Origin of the sequence: Nostoc sp. C057, from assembly GCF_013393925.1 — a bacterium.
Taxonomy (GTDB): domain Bacteria; phylum Cyanobacteriota; class Cyanobacteriia; order Cyanobacteriales; family Nostocaceae; genus Nostoc; species Nostoc muscorum_A.
In genome coordinates, this window is sequence record NZ_CP040291.1 from 62,638 (window position 1) to 84,801 (window position 22,164).

At 40.8% G+C, this 22,164-nt stretch carries 30 protein-coding genes and 4 pseudogenes; 7 read left to right on the plus strand and 27 right to left on the minus strand.

Annotation, left to right across the window (positions count from 1 at the left end; translation table 11 throughout):
- Window positions 1-422: 422 nt before the first annotated feature.
- Together FD724_RS39090 and FD724_RS39095 are read right to left on the minus strand one after the other, a co-directional pair.
- Window positions 423-746 (minus strand): hypothetical protein, encoded by a 324-nt coding sequence (locus FD724_RS39090; protein ID WP_094344603.1) that lies wholly within the window; start codon window positions 744-746, stop codon window positions 423-425.
- A 241-nt stretch (window positions 747-987) separates the two neighbouring features.
- Window positions 988-1,437, minus strand: coding sequence for a DUF1648 domain-containing protein (locus tag FD724_RS39095; protein ID WP_179076505.1), 450 nt, complete (start codon window positions 1,435-1,437; stop codon window positions 988-990).
- 190 nt (window positions 1,438-1,627) lie between these two features.
- Between FD724_RS39095 and FD724_RS41580 the strand changes: the two genes are divergently transcribed.
- Window positions 1,628-1,756: a hypothetical protein gene (locus FD724_RS41580; RefSeq protein ID WP_256874797.1), complete on the plus strand. Its 129-nt coding sequence runs from the start codon at window positions 1,628-1,630 to the stop codon at window positions 1,754-1,756.
- A 41-nt stretch (window positions 1,757-1,797) separates the two neighbouring features.
- Here the strand turns inward: FD724_RS41580 and FD724_RS39100 are convergent.
- A pseudogene (locus tag FD724_RS39100) lies at window positions 1,798-2,537 on the minus strand (SDR family oxidoreductase).
- 384 nt (window positions 2,538-2,921) lie between these two features.
- Here FD724_RS39100 and FD724_RS39105 point away from each other — a divergent pair.
- Window positions 2,922-3,525: pseudogene (locus FD724_RS39105) on the plus strand (Uma2 family endonuclease).
- Window positions 3,526-3,550: 25 nt separating this feature from the next.
- Here the strand turns inward: FD724_RS39105 and FD724_RS39110 are convergent.
- The 9 genes and pseudogenes from FD724_RS39110 to FD724_RS39155 form a co-directional block, all read right to left on the minus strand.
- Window positions 3,551-3,907 (minus strand): hypothetical protein, encoded by a 357-nt coding sequence (locus FD724_RS39110; protein WP_179076502.1) that lies wholly within the window; start codon window positions 3,905-3,907, stop codon window positions 3,551-3,553.
- 280 nt (window positions 3,908-4,187) lie between these two features.
- Window positions 4,188-4,664 carry a WGR domain-containing protein gene (locus FD724_RS39115; protein ID WP_306297133.1) on the minus strand — a complete coding sequence of 159 codons (477 nt, stop codon included), beginning with the start codon at window positions 4,662-4,664 and terminating at the stop codon, window positions 4,188-4,190.
- Window positions 4,665-4,753: 89 nt separating this feature from the next.
- On the minus strand, window positions 4,754-4,900 hold the full coding sequence (locus FD724_RS39120; RefSeq protein ID WP_179076500.1) for a hypothetical protein: 147 nt from the start codon (window positions 4,898-4,900) through the stop codon (window positions 4,754-4,756).
- Window positions 4,901-5,047: 147 nt separating this feature from the next.
- Window positions 5,048-5,957 (minus strand): annotated as a pseudogene (locus FD724_RS39125) (AAA family ATPase); the annotation flags it as partial.
- 62 nt (window positions 5,958-6,019) lie between these two features.
- A pseudogene (locus FD724_RS41585) lies at window positions 6,020-6,319 on the minus strand (AAA family ATPase); the annotation flags it as partial.
- Between the two features lie 140 nt (window positions 6,320-6,459).
- A complete protein-coding gene (locus tag FD724_RS39140) occupies window positions 6,460-6,828 on the minus strand; it encodes a helix-hairpin-helix domain-containing protein (protein WP_179076927.1) in 369 nt (122 codons plus the stop codon).
- Between the two features lie 158 nt (window positions 6,829-6,986).
- Entirely contained in the window at window positions 6,987-7,139 is a 153-nt protein-coding gene (locus FD724_RS39145) for a hypothetical protein (protein ID WP_179076928.1), read from the minus strand.
- Window positions 7,140-7,476: 337 nt separating this feature from the next.
- Window positions 7,477-7,665, minus strand: coding sequence for a hypothetical protein (locus FD724_RS39150; protein WP_179076929.1), 189 nt, complete (start codon window positions 7,663-7,665; stop codon window positions 7,477-7,479).
- Window positions 7,666-8,500: 835 nt separating this feature from the next.
- The gene (locus FD724_RS39155; protein ID WP_179076930.1) at window positions 8,501-8,722 is read right to left on the minus strand and encodes a hypothetical protein; all 222 of its coding nucleotides are present in this window, start codon (window positions 8,720-8,722) and stop codon (window positions 8,501-8,503) included.
- Window positions 8,723-9,828: 1,106 nt separating this feature from the next.
- On the opposite strand from FD724_RS39155, the gene FD724_RS39160 reads away from it, so the two are divergent.
- Entirely contained in the window at window positions 9,829-10,194 is a 366-nt protein-coding gene (locus FD724_RS39160) for a hypothetical protein (RefSeq protein ID WP_179076931.1), read from the plus strand.
- Window positions 10,195-11,108: 914 nt separating this feature from the next.
- Here FD724_RS39160 and FD724_RS39165 read toward each other — a convergent pair.
- Both FD724_RS39165 and FD724_RS39170 read right to left on the minus strand, forming a co-directional pair.
- A complete protein-coding gene (locus tag FD724_RS39165) occupies window positions 11,109-12,167 on the minus strand; it encodes a hypothetical protein (protein WP_179076932.1) in 1,059 nt (352 codons plus the stop codon).
- Between the two features lie 1,004 nt (window positions 12,168-13,171).
- Window positions 13,172-13,609, minus strand: coding sequence for a hypothetical protein (locus tag FD724_RS39170; protein ID WP_179076933.1), 438 nt, complete (start codon window positions 13,607-13,609; stop codon window positions 13,172-13,174).
- Window positions 13,610-13,685: 76 nt separating this feature from the next.
- On the opposite strand from FD724_RS39170, the gene FD724_RS40470 reads away from it, so the two are divergent.
- Window positions 13,686-13,832 carry a hypothetical protein gene (locus FD724_RS40470; protein ID WP_218651567.1) on the plus strand — a complete coding sequence of 49 codons (147 nt, stop codon included), beginning with the start codon at window positions 13,686-13,688 and terminating at the stop codon, window positions 13,830-13,832.
- Here FD724_RS40470 and FD724_RS40475 read toward each other — a convergent pair.
- The 9 genes from FD724_RS40475 to FD724_RS39205 all read right to left on the minus strand — a co-directional run bounded on the left by FD724_RS40475 (window position 13,816) and on the right by FD724_RS39205 (window position 17,554).
- Complete coding sequence (locus tag FD724_RS40475) at window positions 13,816-13,968, minus strand: DUF3854 domain-containing protein (protein ID WP_218651570.1); 153 nt, start codon at window positions 13,966-13,968, stop codon at window positions 13,816-13,818. The two genes, FD724_RS40470 and FD724_RS40475, sit on opposite strands and share 17 nt — an antisense overlap.
- Window positions 13,928-14,182, minus strand: coding sequence for a DUF3854 domain-containing protein (locus FD724_RS40480; protein WP_218651568.1), 255 nt, complete (start codon window positions 14,180-14,182; stop codon window positions 13,928-13,930). Before FD724_RS40480 ends, FD724_RS40475 begins: the two co-directional genes overlap by 41 nt.
- A gap of 206 nt (window positions 14,183-14,388) precedes the next feature.
- Window positions 14,389-14,523, minus strand: a complete 135-nt coding sequence (locus FD724_RS41590) for a hypothetical protein (protein ID WP_256874798.1) — start codon at window positions 14,521-14,523, stop codon at window positions 14,389-14,391.
- Window positions 14,524-15,157: 634 nt separating this feature from the next.
- Window positions 15,158-15,301 carry a hypothetical protein gene (locus FD724_RS39180; protein WP_179076934.1) on the minus strand — a complete coding sequence of 48 codons (144 nt, stop codon included), beginning with the start codon at window positions 15,299-15,301 and terminating at the stop codon, window positions 15,158-15,160.
- Window positions 15,302-15,906: 605 nt separating this feature from the next.
- Window positions 15,907-16,197, minus strand: a complete 291-nt coding sequence (locus FD724_RS39185) for an AAA family ATPase (RefSeq protein WP_179076935.1) — start codon at window positions 16,195-16,197, stop codon at window positions 15,907-15,909.
- Window positions 16,163-16,348, minus strand: a complete 186-nt coding sequence (locus FD724_RS39190; RefSeq protein ID WP_179076936.1) for a hypothetical protein — start codon at window positions 16,346-16,348, stop codon at window positions 16,163-16,165. The genes FD724_RS39185 and FD724_RS39190 overlap by 35 nt, the downstream gene beginning before the upstream one ends.
- Before the next feature lie 461 nt (window positions 16,349-16,809).
- Window positions 16,810-16,989 carry a relaxase domain-containing protein gene (locus FD724_RS39195; protein ID WP_179076974.1) on the minus strand — a complete coding sequence of 60 codons (180 nt, stop codon included), beginning with the start codon at window positions 16,987-16,989 and terminating at the stop codon, window positions 16,810-16,812.
- Between the two features lie 34 nt (window positions 16,990-17,023).
- A complete protein-coding gene (locus tag FD724_RS39200; protein ID WP_179076975.1) occupies window positions 17,024-17,209 on the minus strand; it encodes a relaxase domain-containing protein in 186 nt (61 codons plus the stop codon).
- 150 nt (window positions 17,210-17,359) lie between these two features.
- Entirely contained in the window at window positions 17,360-17,554 is a 195-nt protein-coding gene (locus FD724_RS39205; RefSeq protein WP_179076937.1) for a hypothetical protein, read from the minus strand.
- A 1,280-nt stretch (window positions 17,555-18,834) separates the two neighbouring features.
- Between FD724_RS39205 and FD724_RS39210 the strand changes: the two genes are divergently transcribed.
- Window positions 18,835-19,119 (plus strand): hypothetical protein, encoded by a 285-nt coding sequence (locus tag FD724_RS39210; RefSeq protein WP_179076938.1) that lies wholly within the window; start codon window positions 18,835-18,837, stop codon window positions 19,117-19,119.
- A gap of 632 nt (window positions 19,120-19,751) precedes the next feature.
- Here the strand turns inward: FD724_RS39210 and FD724_RS39215 are convergent.
- Entirely contained in the window at window positions 19,752-19,901 is a 150-nt protein-coding gene (locus FD724_RS39215) for a hypothetical protein (RefSeq protein ID WP_218651569.1), read from the minus strand.
- A gap of 823 nt (window positions 19,902-20,724) precedes the next feature.
- Between FD724_RS39215 and FD724_RS39220 the strand changes: the two genes are divergently transcribed.
- Together FD724_RS39220 and FD724_RS39225 are read left to right on the plus strand one after the other, a co-directional pair.
- The gene (locus FD724_RS39220) at window positions 20,725-20,994 is read left to right on the plus strand and encodes a hypothetical protein (RefSeq protein ID WP_179076940.1); all 270 of its coding nucleotides are present in this window, start codon (window positions 20,725-20,727) and stop codon (window positions 20,992-20,994) included.
- Window positions 20,973-21,131, plus strand: coding sequence for a hypothetical protein (locus FD724_RS39225; RefSeq protein WP_179076941.1), 159 nt, complete (start codon window positions 20,973-20,975; stop codon window positions 21,129-21,131). The genes FD724_RS39220 and FD724_RS39225 overlap by 22 nt, the downstream gene beginning before the upstream one ends.
- Window positions 21,132-21,602: 471 nt before the next feature.
- On the opposite strand, the gene FD724_RS39230 is transcribed toward FD724_RS39225, so the two are convergent.
- The 3 genes from FD724_RS39230 to FD724_RS39240 all read right to left on the minus strand — a co-directional run bounded on the left by FD724_RS39230 (window position 21,603) and on the right by FD724_RS39240 (window position 22,133).
- The gene (locus FD724_RS39230; protein WP_179076942.1) at window positions 21,603-21,722 is read right to left on the minus strand and encodes a transposase; all 120 of its coding nucleotides are present in this window, start codon (window positions 21,720-21,722) and stop codon (window positions 21,603-21,605) included.
- An 83-nt stretch (window positions 21,723-21,805) separates the two neighbouring features.
- The gene (locus tag FD724_RS39235; RefSeq protein ID WP_179076976.1) at window positions 21,806-21,997 is read right to left on the minus strand and encodes a transposase; all 192 of its coding nucleotides are present in this window, start codon (window positions 21,995-21,997) and stop codon (window positions 21,806-21,808) included.
- On the minus strand, window positions 21,984-22,133 hold the full coding sequence (locus tag FD724_RS39240; protein WP_179076943.1) for a hypothetical protein: 150 nt from the start codon (window positions 22,131-22,133) through the stop codon (window positions 21,984-21,986). Before FD724_RS39240 ends, FD724_RS39235 begins: the two co-directional genes overlap by 14 nt.
- Window positions 22,134-22,164 lie beyond the last annotated feature (31 nt).

The window sequence follows — 22,164 nt, forward strand, 5'->3', positions numbered from 1 at the left end:
CGACAGCTTGAGATGGTAACAATGAATTTAACAATAGTTTTTCCCTTCAAAAATATGATAGTTGTAGCGATCACCCTAGTGCGGCCGCATCATGTCAATAAGTAAAGTATATTCCCAATAGAGTTAAAAATAATGGCAGATCAGAATTCTCTATTTAGCTGCTGAGTTTGTTGAGAAATCAGCCAAGTCATCAAGAAGTTCAAGAGGTAATAATCATCATTCGTTTTTCCAGAATGATTCACTCGTAGTTAGGGCTTCAGCCCTGATTTTATGCAACTTAAATGCCGATTAGCTTATTGCAGCAATCAAGGGAAATATCTTCTTGAAGTTTTGGCTAAATGCAAAGATTCAGCGTACAGTAAAGCGGTCTTGAGAGAATGCGACGGTATCCGATGTACGCGAGACTCCACCTTTTTCAGCGATTACAAAGCATCCGTGCGATGTATGGATTCAATCAACTCCTCAACTTCTTCTTCGTCCAGACATTGTTTCACTTGGGTGGTGAACCACTCAAATTCTTCCGGTTCTGTGTCCGTGACTCGGTAGACCAGTAATGTTCCTGCAACACGGGTAAGAGTAAGAGGTGATGGAGAAACGTGGCTCAGTAGATCGCACGCATTCTGGTATATTTCCATGACTGATAATTCGGACAAAGGAGATCCTAACTGAGCAGAAAGCTGTTTTAGATTCTCCTGAATAGATGAATGGAAGTCTGGATCTTCGGGTTGGGAAAGAGGGTTACTCATAATTGTCCTTCAAATGCCATTGGATTGGAACTGAAAGCAATGGACTTGGAAACTCAGCAACGAGACGATTAGACGATTACGTACATCATACCCCCCACTGGGAAGCTGCGCCATTCCATCACCTTTGCCTGGGTGACTCTAACTCAGGGTAGTTCAATGTACTCATCACGTCATGCAATAGGATTCCACTGTTCTTGTAAGGCTCGAATCAAAATGGCATTCGGGACTATTTTGTATGGCGTTAACGTGCCAGAAAAGATTGACTCAACCAATATCCAATTGTCGCAAATATAATTATTGATGTTACAGGTATAAACCATACCCCTAAATTGGGATTTTCTGTAGTCGCTAGATGGAATATTTGCCATTCAATGTAAACAAATATCCAAACCATCTCACTTTTTAACCAATCCAACATTGAACAAGCAATTTGATACTGCCTTAAAGCGTTTTCTTCAGTAATTACAACTGGATAATTAAATGTATTGGGATAACGACTAATAAATGTTAAAAGTCCATAAATTGCTAAACCGACAATTGGTAACAACCACAGAACTTTTTTGCTCCCCCAACCATTAGCTTGTCCATCAAATCCAAAGTGGACAGGTATAGTATCCGGTAATGTTGACCAAGCGTGAATAGTGATGACGAATAATCCTACAAGTCCTACCAGTGCGCTCAAGTTTAGCATCTGTGCCGAATCGAATCCAGGAATAACAATATCAGGTCTAGCATAAATAATGCCAAATAAATTTGGCTTATTCGCTTATATCTACCGAATAATATAATTCGGAGGTTTTACGCTTAAAGTTGCGGCGAATTCTCTTCAGAATCCGGGGTTTGACTTCTTGCTCTCGTGCTGGAATGACAATCCGGCGCTGATGATAATAATCAAGAAATTGCTGGTTAAGTTTCCGCAGTGGGGGATTGCTTGTGTGGATGGGGGTGCTGCTGAATTAGGAGGAGTAGTGAATCTGTACAATCGAGAAGAGTTTGGGCTTGCTGTTTAATACCCAGATGCCCTTGTCTAGAGCATTACCCTGCAATGTAGTTAACTTGATGACACCTCAATGACATTTTGGGCAAAGCTTTTATAAGCATCGCCCATTTGTTTAGCTATCGAGTCAGGAAAGACATGAAAATCCCCAGCTTTGAGAGCTTTTATTATCCCGTCTGCCACAAGTGTTGGTGGCTGTGCAACCTCACTCATTCCTGCCGCATCGCCCATATCCGTGGCAATCGGGCCAGGGTGAACACTTAGCACAAGCGTGTCCTGCTCACTCAATAGTTCTCGTAATGCCTGGGTGATTGAATAGGCCGCAGCTTTTGAGGCACAGTAAGTAGCAGAGTCGGGGGAAACCCTTGAGCGAAGCAACAGAATTGATTTGGGCAAAGACACCACCTCCATTGGCTTTGAGTACCGGGGCAAATGCCTGAGCCATGTAGATCAATCCATATACATTGATCTTCATCTGAAATTCGAGAGCGGCGATCGCATCCTCAGCTAGGGGAGTTCCAGCTTGAAAAAACTCCTGCATTATTGACAACTATTTGCACATCTGGGGCATTTTGAGCAGCAGCAACAATAGATTGGGGATCACCTAAATCAACCTGAATTGGTACTACCTGTAAGCCGTATTGCTCAACCAATGAGGAGACACTGTTGATCTGACGAACAGCCGCATAGACTTTGGTGGCTCCGTGTTCAATAAACGACTCAACTATCGCCTTGCCGATGCCGCGATTTGCGCCCGTAACCAAAATGGTTTTGTCTTTGATGTCGTAGTTCATTTGGATTTCTCCTTATGGTTTTCCATGATCTGAAAAACCTTGGACAATCGCTTTAAGTTAGGCAAAGAAATTTAGCTGCTCTCTTGAAGAAAGACTGCGGCTTCCACCGCTCCTTCTAGGATGGTATCATCATCTATCATCCGAATCTAGCAACACCATTTTTTTAGCCGTCTTTGAAGTTTGTGCTTTTTGAGGCATTTCCCGTAAGTATTGAGGAAACTTATGAGTTTCTCAAGCCAGCGATGCTCGGTAAATGTACTTCTGCTTGCAAATCCCAAGGTATTTGCACAGGACGATAAAATCTGTATTACATCACAGTTCAATAGCAATTCTTCTTGAGTTTGCAGATAATAGTTTTAGAGGTAATTATCTAAGAGGTTGATTGTGGTATTTGCTCAAACCAGTCCCCCAAATGTAATAACAACTCGCCTGACGTTAGACGAGTATCGGGCTATGGAAGAAACAAACCCCGAACGCCATGAATACCGCAACGGAGAGATTATTACTATGTCGGGAGGGTCGGAATCTCATAGTGCGATCGCCAGCAACTTCTTAATTTACTTAGGATTTTTACTGAGAGACACTGATTTTCGTTTGTATAATAGCGACTTGCGAGTTTGGATTCCTGAATATCAGTGTGGTACTTATACCGATTTGATGGTTGTTAATGGTGAACCAGAGTTCAATGGCAATCGTAATGATGAAATTCTGAATCCAATGCTTATTGTCGAAGTTTTATCACCCTCGACTGAAGCTTATGATCGAGGGGATAAGTTCAGAAAATATCGCTCGATTGCCAGCTTTTGTGAATATCTGCTTGTGAGCCAAACTGAACCCTACATTGAACAGTATCATAACTTGGATCGTAATAGTAATGATCGCTGGCTATGGCAAGTTCACTCCCCAGCTTGAGCGGACGATTGTTCTGCACAGTTTAAACAACGTGGAAATTCCCCTGACTGAAATCTATCGTCGCATTAATTTTTAAGGCTGCTTAACTCTCTTGGAACTGATTAGTGGGACTCGTTACCAAAAGAAGCACTCCCAAGAAAGCTAGAAAAAGCAACTAACATCCAACCGAAACAAATATGTTTTTGAGTTTGCCAATCGTATCTCTCTTCTATTATCGGGATTGTGTTAGCTTCAACAATTTCTAATCCCCAGTAGCCTAACGCACTGATGCCAAACAACATAGCGCTGACGATGGACAATTTAGCGATGACTTTGAAAATGTAATTGCTTAAAGTAGGCAGTGTCTGAAAGGATTGTCTGTGACGATGATGGATAGCTAGTTCACTTGGAGCTACAACCAAAACACGTCTTGGTTTTTGTTGAGTGAGTTGGCAGACAACTTGTTTATTATCAGTCATAGGTCAAACCAAAGCCTGTTGGTTGTAGCTAGATTAGTTTCAGTAATTATATTGTAAACTTTCGTCAGTCCAAGGTGGTTAAATTTACATAAAATTTCCACATTCAGAAAAGATATTCTAATGGTTAAGCGATGTCATACGAAAAAACCCAGAGGACAAACAAGCAATTAAGCTGAAAGTCAGTTAGAAATATCCCCCAGTGCGGTATAGGCTGGGGGATACACTTAATCAATCCGCATTGCTGTAGTAAATCGGCTGCAATACTTTCTGACAAGCTAATTTACAAATGCCGCCAGAAGTTCTTATTGATAGTCTTAAGACTGACTACCTTAGTTTCTACTGTTGCTTCAGGGGCATGACCAACAGCCACCGCAGCAGCAATTGGTGCAGGTATCGCTAACAGAGAATTGAGTAATCCCATTTGATAATCAACATCTTCTACTGAGCGATATACCCTGTATGGTTCGATTTGCATACCTAAAGGTGTTGGGACAATCTTCAGATATTGATTTAGGGCATTGATATAAGCAACTGAAAAATTTCTCTGCTCTACATAAGGACGGATAATCTCTAGTAATTCAATCGCTCTTTTGATTTCAGAAACTTCACAATTACTGTCGATTTGTGACTGACTTCTTCTGTAGCCTTTCATCATCTTTTCGGCTACTAGATTGTTGAATTTGCTAACGGCTCTTTGATAATTACCTAATGTGTGGATTTTAGTCTGTGCTTGATAACCGACTCTGCCCCACTGCACTGTTAAATTACCATCTTCGACAATGCCGCCCTAGAATTTATTGCTGTTCTGGATAGCATCAACATACACTAAATAGATTTCCATGTTAATTATTTCTCTGTTGGTTGTGGATTAGATATACCTAAAATCCTGTTCTTAAAGGTTTCAAAGCTTTCTTGTTTGGGTTTAGCAGGTGGTGGAACATCTTTGTTAAATAAAGAGTTTTTGAAGTCCTCGAAACTTGGAAATGTACTCATTTTCTTCTCAGGTCTAATTAATTTGATTAGTGAATTGGTGTTTGATTTTCAAACACTTCGGTCTATATAATTGTTAGGAAACTGCTGTCAATTACTAAAAAAAAGTGTGATTGCCCCCATAAAATTAGGGAGCAACCGCAATTAATATCAGTTCATGTTTCTGTATTTGGCAGTCCTGAGAGACTGAGTTTTCGCTGCAACCACAGGACTGCTAGCCCGTCGTGCAGTGGATGCCCATGCCTGCATTCGTTCGACTGCCGCAGCATCCTGAATCGCAAGCGGGGTAATGGTTTGACGACAGGCTTCGAGGTCAGCAAGCGTTACCTGCTGCGGTCTATCCTCATCGAATGCCAGCAGAGCAGCTTCCGAAGCAAGGGTTTCCAGTTCAGCACCGGAGAATTTCGCGGTCGAGGCTGCGATCGCTTCGAGATATTCAAGCTGTACTTGAATACCGAATCGCTCTAGGTGAATCCCTAGAATCTGTACCCGTTCTGGCTCTGTAGGCAGATCGACGAAAAATTCTCATCAAATCTTCCCTTTCTCTTTAACTCCGTTGGTAGTGCTGAAGGGTCATTGCAGGTAGCAACAACGAACACCCCCGCACTGTGACTCGGACATGAAAGTGAGGATATTCCCTAGAATTCTTTGGCTGACTCCACTGGTGTCACCACTGCCAGAAAGAGCTTTTTCCACTTCGTCCATAAATAAAATACATGGAGCAATTGCTTCGGCAGTTTTCAAGGCACGTCTAACATTGCCCTCTGATTCACCAACTAAAGAACCAAGAAGAGACGCAATATCTAGCTGGAGTAGCGGTAGATTCAGGATATGAGCGATGTTCTTAGCAAGTAATGTTTTTCCAGTACCGGGTGGGCCAGCCAGCAACACACCTTTTGGTTGAGGCAAGGAAAGCTCACGCGCTTCTTGTGTGAATAGCCGCCGCCGTCGATTGGAGCCACTCGCGCAACAAATCCAATCCTCCAAAGGAGATGCTAGCAGGCTTACCCAATTCAATACCCATTTGAGACAACAGCCGAGTTTTATACTCGACTGCTTGGGGTCAAAGTCCCCTACCAGGACAATTCTGGTTTTGGGCAAGGCTTTGAGAAGGGAATTGAACAGAAATATATCAACCATTGAAAATTCATCAACGATTAGACAATCAAGATTTAGAAGATTATCTCGCTATGAAGAAAAACCGCATTGTTTCCCAGCCAATTGCAATAAACGGTGAATAGTAGTTGCCTCCAATGCCTGCTGTAGCATCTTTCATCCGGTTAGCAGCTTTCCTGTTGGAGCGGCAAGTGCAATCGCTTTATCAGTATGGATGAACCATTCAACCAAGGTTTTCAGTACATAAGTTTTCCCTCGACCAGCTTCACCAGTAATAATGCTAACTGGATGTTTGGCCGCCATCATCAAGGCGCTGATTTGTTCAATACTTAAACGGCAGTTGGCGATAGTCAGTAGTTTGGAATTGGGCTAACCAGTGTTCTAAATGTTCAGTGAAGTGAGTCGGTTGCTCAAGGAGAGCAAGAATTTTCAAAGTCACAGAAAGTTCAGCCCGGATAAGCAGCTTTGAGATAAACGCTATTACCAACATCACCCGAAACTAAAGTCCCTTTTGCAAGTAACTGTTGAATGATTGTATTTAAAAATTGAACATCGGGCGTATGCTGTGGTGAAGAAAGCAGGTCAGTGGTAATACTTACTAATTGCTCAAACGGTAAAAAACAATTCCCTTCACGCAAGCCGGATTTTAAAACATGGATTAAAGCTGAGATATAACGAGTATCGCTGTATAGTGGGATACCAAGAGATATTGCTAGCTCATCAGCAGTCTTAAAACCGATGCCATCAATATCATCAATTAATCTGTAAGGGTTAGTTCTGAAGTACATTTGCAGTTTTGTGTCCGTAATAGTCACAAATTTTCAAAGCTAACTTCAATGAAGTTCCTACAGCCAAAAGTTGGGTAATCACTCCCAAGTTCGGATTCCTTTACACTCTGACCAAGCTTTAGCAATACCATCAATCCGATATTGAGTTAGTCCGGGAAACCTGCAAAGCTTTTCGGGGTTGTTATCTAATATCGATAAAAGTCCTCACTTCCAAAGCAATTGACCAAAGTTTGAGCAGTTTTCTTGCCAATCCCACGAAATAGTCCACTTTCTAAATACGCCTCGATTTCCGGCAACATCAGAATCGGAAATTTTTCGACTTGAAGGAGCTTCGTCATGAGTCAAAGAGTAGTTGAGAGATTCTGTTCTTTCTACAAGGGTAGCCTTAAAGCTAACTCATCGTCTCAAATCAAAAAATCCAATTGGCTTGCATGAACTCTAAAGAATCTCCTTGTGCGATGAAAGCTGTTCATGGGCTAGAGCCTAAAAGGGATGTAAAGAAATGTTTCTGTTAAGGTCATCAAATTTGGCTTCAATACAAGATTTAGTCATCTGCTAAGTTAATAGCAGTTAAGCATAATGGTTTTGGTAAGAATGGATAGTTAAGCATGGCGCTTTTTGGCAAGAATAGAGTCGGGTATTGTGTGGGAATTTAACGAAAATACGGTGTAACTGTCATCCGGGAAGTTGGTTGGAAACATCCAAATGTTTTTTCAAAGTATAAAAGGGGCAATCAGGAGTTTTGATTCCACTGACGTAAGGTAATTTATAGGATGCCCAAAGCTGCCACCGTAAAACATCGACTCCAATAGTTGAACTACCGAATTGTACTCGATAGTCTTTGTCTGGAGTTTTGTATAACATTTTTTGATGATGGTATTTATCGAACAGAATTCAGGAGTCAGGAGTCAGAATTCCAGAATGAATTCTGTATGACTAGTGGATAAAGTGATGTTAAGCGAGTCTGCGAGCGTCTGAATAATCGGCGCTTTTTGCACCCCTCACCAAATTGAAAATTTGGTGGTCTTTAATCAGTCGCGGGTCTGAATCCCCGACTGATTGATTCTGACTCCTGAATTCTGACTTCCTGAATTCTTCTTCAACGCTTCTATCTTGAGATTATTCGGTATGCCCATTAGTAGTTTGTAAGCCACTGTTTGATTTGTGGTGACTGTAGCCAGTCTTTGATTTGGTCATCAGTGGGAGTTAGGCGATTGGCTAATAGGGTGGGATTTTCGTTATTCTTCATTAACTTGACTTTTGGGTTGAAAGAGTTGAGGAAAAATTAGTATCTGTGTTGGACATAAAGTTTGATTGGTTAAAAGAAAGCATCTCTATTATAGATAAATTGGATAAATCCGATAATAGCTAATATCTTTTATCAAGATATTAAGATAAATAAATATAAGAAGATTATTTATCCTTTGACACAAAATTATAAAGATTTGACTAATTAATTATGTTATAAATATTAAATAAGTTCCTTATGCTAAGTATCAAATAAATACTATGCACCCAATAGAGTTTAAGAAGAAGTGGAAATTAACTTATCAAGAGATGGCGTTCGTATTAGGATACGAAAGTGATTACACTGTTCGCTGCTGGGGAATGAAAGGAAGATTTAAGCGAAACCCTCAAAACGTTGTTCACATAGCTTGCAGCCTTCTAGTATGAAAAATGGGCAAGTCAGGGTAAGAAGCTAGGGTTCTTGTCTTTGAACAAAATTTTTCTCTTGTAGTTGCATTTGCGACTTGCCCGCCACGAAAAAGGCGGGTATTTTTATATATGTAGTTAGAAGTTCCAAGAAGTTCTCAGAGTCATGGGGATAAGGGAGGTTTACCTGGCAAAATGAAGAACTAACAAGACCAGAAGTTGCGGCGATGTTAAAGCCAAAGGTTTCTTGGAAGACAACTACAAGCATATTTGAACATAGCTCGGAAGTACTTGCCAGAGTTCCAGGAATTCACCAACAAAAAAACAGGTGGTCTAGATGGCTATGCAAAGCTATACGCAGGTGTCACATTATAGTACTTCAGGAAATTCGCTCACTAGCTAGGGAGCATACTTTAGCCTGACATAGAAAGTGAATTTCCAACAAAGAGCATTAAACAAGTCCAGAAGTGGAAAGTTGGAAGTAGATTTGTTGTTACTTCTAACTTCGATAATAAGGTCAAGAAAAAGGGGGTAAGGTGTGGGGTGTAGTGAGGACGGCATTGGACGTAACTCTGAAACCCCGACCAATGCAATTGCCTTAAAATGCAGGACTTAGAAAACCAATTCGCAATTCACAATTCGCAATTACGAACTTTTGTGACGTGGATTTAGCTGAGGCATCCAAACGCGCTGCCGTCATGTAGGCAGGGGGACTTAAACCCCAAAGTTTGTTAAACACAAAAGGTTGTTGGGGCTATTTCTTCCCACACCCACACCTAAACCACTGCAACCCCGCCCCAACGGGGCTTAGTGATTTTTAGATTTTTCCTAGAACAATGAAAAAAGGAGTAATTGCCTTGGCATCTAATAATTCTATTGCGAAGAACACAATCTCAAGTTCTTGCTAAGGCGTTCGCGGCGATTGGGCGCAAGTATCAACATCACATTTACATGGCAAGGTACAGCGACAATCGTAGTCATACGATCGCAGTACACCCTCTTACGGGTGGGGGCTTATTCGATTTAAGCTCAGACAGCAACGCCTACTATGTTCGGCGGGAGCTGGTGGTATTGGTGGGGGTGAATTGCGGCGGCAGCTAGTACTGCCATTAAAGCACTTCCAGCAGTGATCAATGCAGCGATCCGCAGTGCGTTTGTTTGTATACTTTGTGGCTTCTGGGCTTAAGGTTGCCAACGGCATTGGTGAAGGGCAGGAGTAACGCAGATGGTTCAACAACCCCGTAGGCGTGTTTTTCATAATCCTGGTGCTTTGGATTGCTCAAAAGTATCTTATTTAACGGCGTTACAGCCCATGGTAGTGAGCAGAGTACAATAAATCGCCCATGAAACAGGTGAATCAGTCACTTGGTCAAAATGCAACAATCAGCATTTTTACTGGCTTTTCAGTTTACAGTCGCCTTATTTATGTTTGGCGTGGGCCCCATCATAGCGATTATGTTTGGGGCAGGAATAGTTTGGGGACTGCTGGCTGGTGTTTGGTTGAGTGCTACGGTGATAGTTTTATCTGGCAAACGTCCTTACTTGTTCTGGGCACTGGGTGGAATAATTTTTCTAGCTTGGCTGTTTGTATTATTTCCGCCTTCAATGCAAGAATCGAAATATCGTTCCCAAAGTTTTAAGCAATCGCCATTACTACCTAAGAGTACAAAATCGTCTGACATTTTATCTCAAAATTTTGTACACGACAAAGCCCTACTTCAACGCAAAAGACTTTCTTAGCTAAAAACTTTAACAAGCCTGTACAGACCAAGGCTCAGTACCAATCCAAAAGGCTTTCTTAGCTAAAAATTTTAAGAAGCAATTACTACCAAGCCCAGCGCGAACACGAAAGGTTAAGATTACCTAAAAATCTTAAGAAACACTTGAATAAAAATGAGTACATAAGTCAGAGTATTACTTGAGCTTCGTAAGCAGAACTCAATTAGCCAAATTGCCAGTAGTAATCGCCACACTACGTAGGATATCACCCTACGTTTTTGAGGTTGGTACTCACTTGCTGCTTTGAACAGGGCTGGCAAATCCAAGCAACTTTTCAAATTACCGGCGCATAGGTGACGGCGGGACAGATGGTCGCGTGTTGATTTTAGGAAATCTCTATGTAATCCCAGGTTAAACGTTACGCTGATTACATTAGCCCAGAACACATCAAATACTTCCTGTCCTGTTAAAAGTGAAGAGCTAGCTGGTGGATTCTTTGATGCATACTGGCATAACTGGACAGTTATCAAAACAGTTGATTCGTCGCTCCGACAAGAATAATCTTAGTAGGCGGTCAGAAACTGGTAATTTTGTTTTAGGTGAGCAGTTGAAGATAATAGGGATAACAATACCAGTTAAATCAGTGAACAGTGAAACAGTGAATAGTGAACAACTAACCTATCAATGAATTGATGGAAATATCTGATACCTGATACCTGATAAGTTGATAACTGATAAGTTAGCGCCGGAACCATAGATGCTCCTCGTTGTCATTTGGCGATGGCGAGTTGATTCCCAATCTTTTCATAATCGATGGTTTTGTCATCTTTAATGAGTTGCCCTAACGATGTTCATTTTTGCTCAAAAGTCAAAGCTTTGGCATCAGTTGTAACACTTGTGAAATAACTCACTTGACCTTTGCTCCTGTTACCTTTTCACCTTTGACATATTTTCCTACTTCCATAACTAAAGCAGCCAATCATTTCAATATCTAAACCCTGAATCATCTGTTTGAGATGCAACTTTAATTCTGCTAGTAATATTTTAGCTAAGGTTGACTCAGTAGCTGATTGCTCAACAGAGTTAGAGGTGGATAAAATAGCTCTCTTCTCTACATGAAATTGCAACTCAGTTGTCAATGCTGTTTCAAAGTCATTGAATGTACTTTTAGCAGTAACAAGTTGTTGATGAGACTGAGAAAGTTGTTCTGTTAATCCTAATATTGTTTGGGTCAAAGCAGACTCGATAGCTGATTGTTCAATATAATCAGAGATTGACAGAATGGCTTTGTTTTGTGCATGAGATTGCAACTCAGCCGTCAATGCTATTTCAAACTCATTGAATGTACTTTTAGCAGCAACAAGTTGTTGATGAGTTGAGAAAGTTGCTCTGTCAATCCTAATACTGCTTGGTTTAAAAGCAGACTCGATAACTGATTGCTCAACATAATCAGAGATTGACAGAATGGCTTTGTTTTGTGCATGAGATTGCAACTCAGCCGTCAATGCTATTTCAAACTCATTGAATGTACTTTTAGCAATGACAAGTTGTTGATGAGATTGAGAAAGTTGTTCTGTCAATCCTAATACTGCTTGGTTTAAAGCAGACTCAATAGCTGATTGCTCAACATAATCAGAGATTGACAGAATGGCTTTGTTTTGTGCATGAGATTGCAATTCAGCCGTAACCGCTTCATCAAAGTCATTAAATACAGTTTGAGCTTCAACTAACTGCTGATGAGATCGAGAAAGTTGCTCTGTTAAGCTTAATATTGTTTGGGTTAAAGCAGACTCGACAGATGATTGCTCAATATAATCAGAGATTGACAGAATGGCTTTCTTCTCTGCATGAGATTGTAACTCTTGAGTCAAGGCTGTTTCAAAATCACTGAATGTATTTTTAGCAGTAACAAGTTGTTGATGAGATTGAGAAAGTTGTTTTGTTAACCCTAATACTGCTTGGTTTAAAAGCAGACTCGATAGCTGATTGCTCAATATAATCAGAGATTGATAAAATAGCCCTCTTTTTCTGCATGGGATTGCAACTCAGCTGTCAATACTTCCTCAAAGTCATTAAATGCAGTTTGATATTCAACCTAACTGCTGATGAGATCGAGAAAGTTGTTCTGTTAATCCTAATACTGTTTGGGCTAAAGTAGATTCAATACTTGATTGCTCAATATAATCAAAAATTGACAAAATAGCTCTCTTTTCTGCATGGGATTGCAACTCCAGCCCGTCAATGCTGTTTCAAACTCATTGAATGTACTTTTAGCATTAACAACTTGTTGATGAGATTGAGAAAGTTGTTCTGTCAATCCTAATACTGCTTGGAGTTAAAGCAGACTCGATAGCTGATTGCTCAACATAATCAGAGATTGACAAAATAGCTCTCTTTTTCTGCATGGGATTGCAACTCAGCCGTCAATGCTGTTTTCCAAACTCATTGAATGTACTTTTAGCATTAACAACTTGTTGATGAGATTGAGAAAGTTGTTCTGTCAATCCCTATATACTGCTTGGGTTAAAAGCAGACTCGATAGATGATTGCTCCAACATAATCAGAGATTGACAAAATAGCTCTCTTTTCTGCATGGGATTGCAACTCCAGCCGTCAATGCTGTTTCAAACTCATTGAATGTACTTTTAGCATTAACAACTTGTTGATGAGATTGAGAAAGTTGTTCTGTCAATCCTAATACTGCTTGGGTAAAAGCAGACTCGATAGCTGATTGCTCAACATAATCAGAGATTGACAGAATAGCTTTATTTTCTGCATAAAGATTGCAACTCAGCCCGTCAATGCTGTTTCAAACTCATTGAATGTACTTTTATGAAATGACAAGTTGTTGATGAGATTAAGAAAGTTGTTCTGTTAGCCCTAATACTGTTTGGGTTAAAAGCAGACTCAACCAGCTGATTGCTCAACATAATCGGAGATTGTATTTAAGAGTTGTCTGGTGGCTGGTTGTGAAGAATGGACATAACTTGCTTCTCTATTAAAAAATTGTTGAAATTTGTCCGTTAACTTGTCTTGAGAGTTTCTCTGTTCGTTGACCTCGAAGCCCATCATCTGTAGAGCTTTGGTTAATTCCTGCAATATCGTCTCCATGCTCGAAGACTTTTTCGAGTTCAGCATCTCCGGTTAATTGCTGCAAGAAGTTCGACTGATTCGCGCTCATTTCGATTAGGTTCTCGGCTTGGCTGGTTTCTAAGAACTCGATTTTCTGGGTCAATTGCTCCCCCCCCCCCCCCCCCCCCCCCCTATCTTCTCGGTTAGCAAATGTATCTGTGTTAGGTTGTTGTCGTTGGTTAAAGTCATGGGTTTGTACCTGTGGTTTATTTTGTAAAAGATAGGGAACAGGCAATGGGGAACAGGCAACAGTTTTTTCTATTTCACTCTTCCCTGTGTGTTGGTAGGAGATCGAATTTGTCATTCCCTGTTGCCCGTTCCCTGTTGCCTGTTCCCTCAAGTTGTATAGAACGTTGTTCCTAGTATCGGCTTACGCAAAGGTGGAAAAGCCGCAGTCTTTGAATGATGATTCTGCTGTTGCACGTCCCGAAAAGTTGGAGCAAGATGACTCAAGTTCTCGTAAGCGAGTGAACACTTGCGGCGATGAAATCATCAACACCTTTGTCTGGGCTAACCCCAAGAGTTGATGACGTTTACTCTTGCTCCAGCTTCTTGTAATAATCTTCCAGTCACGGAAATATCTCGCTCGATATAGACCTTAGTTTCAGGCTTGGTTTCGTAGTCAAAGCAGAACTTGAAAACTCTCCCTTGTGTGGCGAAAATCTTTTAATTCCTCATGTAGATAAGACTTACCGATTTTTTTACCAAACTCATCTTTGGGAGTTCGGTATCCCGCCGAAATCCCAGGTAGCCCAATGGCAGCGTGACCCTGACTCAACAGACTGGCTGCTTTTCCCGCGCCTTCTGCGATCGCCCAGGGGATATTATGTTTCCAGACACAGTACCAAAATCCTGACCCATGAAAATCCGCTATCACTAGGGTTCACCTTGTGTTTGGAGTAAAATGCGTTCGGCAATATCGTCAGGAGACATCTAATAAGAAGATACTTAATTCAACTTTTGGGGGATGCTCATATTTAATGAATTTCCCTTCAATTATTTGCCCAGACTCATCTTTTTTGGGTCTTGGTTGATTTGGCTTGTAGCATCCCCATCCCCCAATCGGCGGATTCTCACCTGGCTTTAAGTTAGCAAATGTTCGCGCATCAACTCCAGCATCACACCACCATCCCACCAGCATCCAAGATGCCCCCACGCCCCTCCAAAACCATCTGTTAGCCGTCCTGTATTTGTTCGATTCAGTTTTTCGCTGACCATGAGCCGTTCCCAGGCTTCATGCTCACCACACCCCAAAGTTAAACTGAAGACTCTCAAAGTTCAACGCTGTAATATTAGGATGAATGGCACTTGATTCAAACTCTTGCCAGTGTTTTATTTCAATAAAATTAGGTATTTTTTCAGTCTGATTAGATTGTCCAGAATGGTTCTGTAGGGACAGGAGATTTCGGTACTGGCTTAAGGAGAAAACCGATTCAAAGAGTATTCGAATTTGGTGTCTCTTTCAAGACGGGCAAGACTTTCAGTACGTTTATTGATGAATCATGGCTTGTTGTTCGGCTAGATGCGACTGATTTCACGAATTGGAAGCAGACATTTGGAGTAAGATACTGTCGTCTCTTGTTTTAGTACTGGCTTCTCAAAAGGGGCACTTATATTTATAGTTATTGCTTGGTGCTGCTCAATCGTCGATTTCTGAATTTGTTTTCATAGCAATTCCAAAGCATTCTCTTTGGCTTTCGACTGTTGCGCCAACTCTACCAATCGCGTTGAGATCTTCGGTGTAAATCTTTAATTCATGCCTTGCCCGGCTGGCAGCAACCCCCCGACTTTCCTGTCCAATAGTGAAATCTGCAAAAATTAACACCCGATCCGCAGTTTACCCCTGACTACACTATGTTGTACTCACAAAGGCATAGTCTCCGAGTTGCGCCTGTGCCAAACTAATGCATTCAGTACGCTCATCAGCATATTTAATCTGGACGATATTCAAGTCGATGGCTGAAACAGTAAATTCCTGCCCGTTGCGTCGTCCCATTTGCCGATCGTTTTCTTCCATTGCAAGCGATCCCTTACAGCAATTTCAATCTGGTGACTCTGATAAACTGCTTTCTCAAAAGCCGTGTCTACCTGCAAACCCCGTTCTTCATCACTTATAGGGGTCAACTTATCAGTAGTTCGACCTACCACTTCATATAATTTGCCTTTATCCAGCCCCCGGCGATTGTAATCCCGTATTGGGCATGATCCGCATCACCAATTTCAAAGTTATGGGCAAAACCGCATCTGTACTTTTGTCAGATTTTTGGTTTTGAATTGGGTGATGGTTGCAGTTTCTCCCAAAGTTCCTTCACCCTTGAGCTTCGAGCGAATCGGCAAAGGTAAAGGCAAGTCTTTCTGTATTTGTTCAGCTTAACACAAAAGGTTTGAGTCGCTGCTCTGGTGTCCCTACTATATAATCATTGGCGATCTGCTCTATTTTGGAAAAACTATCTACAAAAATTGAAGTATGGAACCGTTGACTTCTGATCGTTCAAAACCAGCTTCAATCCTGCCATCAGCAATTAAATCTACTGCTAATTTTAGTTGAGGGTTCTTTTGGCGCAACGATTCATTGAGCTCCCCGGTTTTGATTCCTGCCAGTTACAAGGATTTGAATGGATTACCTGCTGATACTGCTGACAACTGCCGAGTGTCACCAACTAAAATCATCCTAGCTTTAAGTAAGGTTGCTCTTTGTAGGAGTGCATGGGCATCCTTAGCACTGAGTAAACCCGCTTCGTCCACAATCCAGATTTGATTTGGTTCAATCTGTGGTGGTGGTTCCGAAACCAGTAATCGAGCAACAGTCTCAGACTGAATTTTTAACTCTTCGCTCAAAACCTTAGCAGCAGAGGAACTAGGGGCGAAGCCAATAATACCTATAATCGGCATCCCCTTGCGATCCGCTTTTGAGTTCTTTAAGAGCAAAAAGTTTTCCCCCAGCACCAGCTACTCCCTGCCATGCAATGAATTGGTCAGATGTAGTTGCAGCTAATTCTACTACTACTTCCCGTTGCCCTTCGTTCAGTAAAGTATTCTCCAAAAAAGCTTTCAACTAACTTCCGGGTGCGAAAGTGGGTTAACGTTGCCTTATGTCTGCTGCATTAACTCTATTATCGCCAACTCCCGCCGAACTGCTTGTCATCTGAATGTAAATTGATGAGTTCAAACCCTGGCAAGCCGATTAACTCCTGGTGTTCTCTAATCAGGGGCTGCAATCGCTTTTACATCCGTAGCTAAACGTGATTCTAGGATGAATTTTCTAAATCCTCTTGTCTAAAAACGACATTTCTCTCACTGCAATGTGCGATTTAGCATCATCTAACGCATCAATCAGACTTTTTTGCTCCAACCACAATAGGAGCCTGTTCTTTTCTTGGTTCTCCTGGCTTGACAAACGTGATACCTAACGCCGCAGCTTCTTCTTTCCACAATGCAACTAATTCTGATTCTGGTAGTTTCTGCTTGCGCTGGCGGGTATCATCCCAAATTTTTCACGTTCATTTAAGTCGAATTAGCACCAGATGAGGCGATGATTTGCTGTCGCCGCTTAGAAAATGCCTCTAAATCCTCCAATTTAAACCCTTTTATATCAAACTGCCCATGTAAACGAAATTCTATTTCATACCCAAGTTTGAGGACTTCACGCGCCAGATAACTTTTTGATACGCCATCCCCAAGAATTTCTTATTGGCGAATATTTCATTATTGCCCAAACTCAACCACCTACCATCTGGGTTTGGGTCATGTTCATCAGCAAACAATGGGTGTGCAGATGTGGGTCTAAATCCCGACTTTCGATGTGATCGAACTGCGCGACGACCAAGTTACCAGTCTTAACTCTATGTCTGCCGCTATTATCTGTCACTCTGGTATAGGCATAACGCTGCTCTATTAGCTCCAGAGTTCCTTTAGCGCCTGATGGTGAGCATCAATCAAACAAGTATCCCCACCTACCAATGCCATCAAGCATTTACACTTTTGGGCGCTGAAAATGTACAGTCTAATGCGGCTCTGCGTTCTCTTTTTCCCTTTTCTTTGACTACTCTGGCATTCAATACCTCCCCGAGCCATCAGGCGTAACCCCCTCAATGATATTTTTAAAAGCGTCTTCGTCATCGACTGCCCCCTGACAACCCCAATTTTTCAGCACCTTTGACCACTCCAAAGCGACTTTCCTTGGTGATAGTAATTCTTGATGAAGTAGTTCTACCGCCATCTCTGAGGTTACGTTAGCAGCTGTTAGCATGGCTCACCTCTGCTATGGGGGTTACAAAGTTAATCCTTGTTCTATTCCATCTATTAGTACGATTTACTCTCGTCAAGAAATTCTGATTATTTTCTCTTATTGCAAGATAATCACCCTTGCAATAAGTATTGAAGTCAAAATCAATCCCCCGTCATTAAACTTCGTAGTGCTTGATGACGAATGAAAATTTTTTCGTGAGACTTTGACCAAAACAAATTTTATTTCCCAAACTCTCCTGTCATTTAATATAGCAAAACTAGAGCATTCTTTCCCACTTAAATATGGCGTACTGTTATAAATCAGAAAAAGATGGATTACAAGGGTTGTGGTTCTTGAAGCTAATTACTAGATAATTGGGAGAATCCTTGAGAAAATTGGGAAGTATCAGGAAGTGCTAGGAAGTCTTGGGAAGTCTTAGGAATTGTTGGAAAATATTAAGCTAATGAGAATTTTGTGACTAGATGATGTTGAATAGTTGAAAAGGTAAGAAATGAATTAGAGATTTGGGAGATATTGTTTAGATATTGGGAGATGTTGAATGTAATTAGTGATTATTGGGAATTGAGGATTTTGTGGAGATTTTCTATCAGATGCACAATTCATGGAAAGTCAAAGAGTATTGCCAAAACTGTAATCTTTCTTTGTAAATGTGGAAAAAATCCCGGTTTGGGCGGTTCAAGTTGAGAGTAATTATCAAGTAGATAGACAAAAAAGAGGGTCAAAAACAGGGAGAATTTTTCTTGTGGATTTAATGTTGAGTCTTGATCCGGGAACTTCAATGACGAAGATGGTTTATCGTGTTCTCTCAGGAGATTTCGTACAAGTCAGAAATTGCTGTGTATGGAACCAGAGTTAATTAAGATTTCCAAAGATTCGTTAGTTTTATATGAGTCAAGTCAAAAGAATCAGTACGGTCAGAGAAATGAAGCGTGGATAAGAGTACGAGGCAGAATATTATGCGGTTGGGTTTTTGGCACAAAAGTATTTTGAAGCGCGAATCAATTTTTAGAACTCAAGTATGAGAATGCGATTCCAAAAGCAATGGCAGCAGTGGGAGCAATATGCGATTAGAGATTCTTTGAAGGCAAACTTTTGATTTATCCTTGGGACTGCTATTGCCACATGGAGAGTGGGAAGATAGAGAAAGATTGGAGGAGGGGGTTTAACTAGGGCACTATCTGGCACCAAAGCTTTCGAGGGAAACAATTTTGTATAAATCTGATTAACTTTCAGTGCTTACCCGAAGGTGGGGGACTGATATTGACGCGAAGTAAAAAACTTTGGCACAGATTTTTAATAAAGTGAACATTGCTGTAGTGATGCTGGTTTTTCGGGATATATCGGCCGTAATCTTTGAGCGTGGTATTTCAACTGGAAAAACGGAAGGATTGGGCTTGGCGTGGATGCTGGAGAGAATCAAAAGCCGAACATCAGGGCAAAACTTCCACGATCTGGTAAAGGCTGTCCATCTATCAGGCTCCGACATTGAAACCGAGATACTGCAAACCTTTGGCTCGGAGCAAAAGTCTGATTTTCAGGTTGAAGGAGATAGCACAAATTATTGAAGTGGCTGACTTATCTCGTAAAGATACTGGGAAAAGGTATCCACTTGGCTCAAAATTAATATTCCTGCCCATATTGAGCAAGTCATTATTGGTGGTGGAACGTCGGAATATTTAAGCTCCGGAGTTGAAAAATTTGTTTCCCTCATACCGACATTTCATGGGCAGCAGAATTATCAGAGGATGTACGTTTGGCTTTTAACCTGCCGATTAAAAAAGATGCCTTGTGCTTGCGTTTTACTGATGTATATGGATTGTTTCGTTACCAACACGCTACATTTCGTAATTCGTAATTCGTAATATTAATTTGCTCGTGAAGAGAGGAATATTAGAATGTTTTTCAGATGTTGAGTTTCGCTTACGAAGTAGAGTTAAGGCTGATAGTTCCGAAGCCGTGGTAATTAAGTATCTAAATTCCAGGAATACTCATTTATCCTGCTAAAGATATGGCGATGATTGCGATTAGCAGCTATTGGCTTCCTTTAGCTTATCAAGCTAGTGGATCAATCAGTGGAATTAGAGGCCACACATTCGTGCTTGTCTTTACCGCCTTCAACTCCACTCTTCATATTTGATGGGACTGCTAGGGAGAAATCCCGCCTCCAAGGAACGCCGATGATTGCAGTAGCCTCTAATCAATCACAGCCACTACAACTAATACAATCATCACCATTACCAATATCCAGGACTTCAGTCAAAGAACCATTACAAATAGCCAGAACTCCTGTACCCAGAAGGGGCGGAGTCGGGAACTGACTGGTTAAATCGCTTTTAGGACTGACCATTTTTTGAATTGATTTGACGCATTGCTCCTTTCTAGGCATCTTTTCAGTGAACGCAAATATGTCGTTTCAGAAACCCCCAACTGGGAGTGCATGATTATAGTATCAACCACAAGAACTTTTTAACGACCTTTCCCACCATCAAGAAATTAGCCGGACTTTACAGCTTGAGTGGGATACCTGAAAAAGAAGTCGCTATACCGAGAATGATGCAGACAGGTTTCCCGTGAATGTCGCACCTTAAGTGAGCAGGGTAGAAATGATGAGGAAGTAATGGCTCTATTATCTCCAATTGTTGACAATGCATAGCGTCAGAAACTCAGGGCAACTCCTCGTCGTCAGCAGAAGAATGGAGGGGAAAAAGCAAGGGAAGAAAGGCTTTAATTACCATTAGATATCACTGAATTACTAATTATTGCTCGTGAAGAGGCTATAAAATCGCACTTTCTCAGGCTTTAATAATTCTCCAAGTCTGCGGACTACTGAGCAAGAGGAGCTATAGCCCAGATAAGTGCGAACGCTTTCTTGAAACCTACAAATCAATAAAAGAGCAAAACAAATCCTTTGAAGAAGTTGCAGCCAGCTTAACAACTCTAGGTAAAAGCGAAAATTTTCAACAATTAAGAATTAGATGCAGTGATTGAGAATGTTAGTGAAAAAGCTGTGGCGGCAGAGAAGATTTATCTAGCTTGATTGATAAAATTACTGCTGCTCAGGCTGAAGAAGCCCCAGAGTTAGTTCAATCACTTTACGCTTAAAAATGTTGCACTGAAGTACAACAGAGCGATTCTGAAAATAGCCTCTTCGCTCAATTAGAAGAAGAATCATGGCGAGAATCGCCGAAAAAAAGCAGCAGAGGCTACAGTTATCTGGAGTGACTTGGGAGACGACACCCTTACCATCTTCTTCGCCCACGCCGATGCTGTCGCCCAACGCATTAGAGAAATGGAACGAATACCGATTAAAACAAGAAATTGCAGCCAAAGAACGCACTATTGATATTTTTCAAGTCGAAAAAACCTCCGATGCTAAAGCCAATAAATTAGCTGCCCACAAGCTGGAAAAAATACAGGCATGGAACAAGAAGCACAACTAGAACGTCAAAAACTTCGTCAAAAACGCTTTGAACAGTTCAAAGGACTTGTTTTTGGCTCGGTGGTTGGTTCGGTTCTGGCGCTTCTGGTATTTTCTTTTTGGCTCTACCATGTTAGCTTCTGCGACTTTTGCGGGTAAAACAATCATTAATCTTGCCAACAAATCTTTCCTGTCCCGATCCCAAAAGTCCCTGTTATCTGGTATATCAAATGCGATTTAACAATAAAAGTGTGATTCTTCCACAACAGACCAAGGATATTATTGCTGAGTATGAGCGCAATAGAGTAAACCCTAAACGGCGCAGATAATTAAGTTTTGGGGAAAGAGAAACTGTCTGTTTTATTTTCCCTATCTTTGGAACAGCATCGAATACTTTGAAAGATCTTGCGAGGCTTCATCTTTAAAGTTCCATCTGCATTAGATTCTTTTCTTACCATTTTATCCACAGCAATTCTGACATCAAGCCTCTCAAGATATTAGCAAGTTTCATTAACTTCTTAAAACCATGAATCTGGAAGTGCTAAACATTTTGATCCCAAGCTCAATCAATGGTTTATACGGATGATCGTAAAACATTTTGGCTCATCTTCAATTTTTATTATACCCAAACTAATAAATAAAATGCCAATTTAATAAACATCTAATTCTAAAAGTTTTCAAATTTCTAAATCCATAGCCAGAACCGACCGTTTTAATCAGTTTAAGCTTATTATTAATTCCCTCAACCATTCCACTATTTGTACCATTATAAAAGTAGCAATAATTTCATCATACCAACGAATAATAGTGTTGTTGCTATTGGGAAAATATTTTTAGCTCTCGATATACCACATACCTAGTTTTAAACATACTCCGCATACCAATCCATTTGTCTTATTAAAAATTTTTCTAATCTTTTCTTTTAGTTCATGCATTACTTTTAAGACAGGAGATACATTTTTTAACTTGGATGGCTTATTGGCTTGTTCCTCATTTAAGTTATCTTCATTCTTAAGTAGGGATATTTACTATTTTTAATGCGAGCAATATATCTTCGTATTCATCTTTTTGCGCTAATTTTTCTTTCTTAATTAAATCTTCTATATTTCGTTTTTCTCTTTTTTCTTTGTCATCTAATTCTTTGTTATCTGTGTCATACATGAAATCTATCTGCTACTACTTGAGCATTCGG

What these genes read in the sequence shown, in the direction of transcription:
- FD724_RS39090 (WP_094344603.1), bottom strand. Translation starts at nt 746, where the DNA reads ATGAGTAACCCTCTTTCCCAACCCGAAGATCCAGACTTCCATTCATCT.
- FD724_RS39095 (WP_179076505.1), bottom strand. Translation starts at nt 1,437, where the DNA reads ATGCTAAACTTGAGCGCACTGGTAGGACTTGTAGGATTATTCGTCATC.
- FD724_RS41580 (WP_256874797.1), top strand. Translation starts at nt 1,628, where the DNA reads ATGATAATAATCAAGAAATTGCTGGTTAAGTTTCCGCAGTGGGGGATT.
- FD724_RS39110 (WP_179076502.1), bottom strand. Translation starts at nt 3,907, where the DNA reads ATGACTGATAATAAACAAGTTGTCTGCCAACTCACTCAACAAAAACCA.
- FD724_RS39120 (WP_179076500.1), bottom strand. Translation starts at nt 4,900, where the DNA reads ATGAGTACATTTCCAAGTTTCGAGGACTTCAAAAACTCTTTATTTAAC.
- FD724_RS39145 (WP_179076928.1), bottom strand. Translation starts at nt 7,139, where the DNA reads ATGACGAAGCTCCTTCAAGTCGAAAAATTTCCGATTCTGATGTTGCCG.
- FD724_RS39150 (WP_179076929.1), bottom strand. Translation starts at nt 7,665, where the DNA reads ATGTTATACAAAACTCCAGACAAAGACTATCGAGTACAATTCGGTAGT.
- FD724_RS39155 (WP_179076930.1), bottom strand. Translation starts at nt 8,722, where the DNA reads ATGCTTGTAGTTGTCTTCCAAGAAACCTTTGGCTTTAACATCGCCGCA.
- FD724_RS39160 (WP_179076931.1), top strand. Translation starts at nt 9,829, where the DNA reads ATGCAACAATCAGCATTTTTACTGGCTTTTCAGTTTACAGTCGCCTTA.
- FD724_RS39170 (WP_179076933.1), bottom strand. Translation starts at nt 13,609, where the DNA reads ATGACAAATTCGATCTCCTACCAACACACAGGGAAGAGTGAAATAGAA.
- FD724_RS41590 (WP_256874798.1), bottom strand. Translation starts at nt 14,523, where the DNA reads ATGGTCAGCGAAAAACTGAATCGAACAAATACAGGACGGCTAACAGAT.
- FD724_RS39180 (WP_179076934.1), bottom strand. Translation starts at nt 15,301, where the DNA reads ATGGGACGACGCAACGGGCAGGAATTTACTGTTTCAGCCATCGACTTG.
- FD724_RS39185 (WP_179076935.1), bottom strand. Translation starts at nt 16,197, where the DNA reads ATGCCGATTATAGGTATTATTGGCTTCGCCCCTAGTTCCTCTGCTGCT.
- FD724_RS39205 (WP_179076937.1), bottom strand. Translation starts at nt 17,554, where the DNA reads ATGCTAACAGCTGCTAACGTAACCTCAGAGATGGCGGTAGAACTACTT.
- FD724_RS39215 (WP_218651569.1), bottom strand. Translation starts at nt 19,901, where the DNA reads ATGGTCAGTCCTAAAAGCGATTTAACCAGTCAGTTCCCGACTCCGCCC.
- FD724_RS39220 (WP_179076940.1), top strand. Translation starts at nt 20,725, where the DNA reads ATGGCGAGAATCGCCGAAAAAAAGCAGCAGAGGCTACAGTTATCTGGA.
- FD724_RS39225 (WP_179076941.1), top strand. Translation starts at nt 20,973, where the DNA reads ATGGAACAAGAAGCACAACTAGAACGTCAAAAACTTCGTCAAAAACGC.
- FD724_RS39230 (WP_179076942.1), bottom strand. Translation starts at nt 21,722, where the DNA reads ATGGTTGAGGGAATTAATAATAAGCTTAAACTGATTAAAACGGTCGGT.
- FD724_RS39240 (WP_179076943.1), bottom strand. Translation starts at nt 22,133, where the DNA reads ATGTATGACACAGATAACAAAGAATTAGATGACAAAGAAAAAAGAGAA.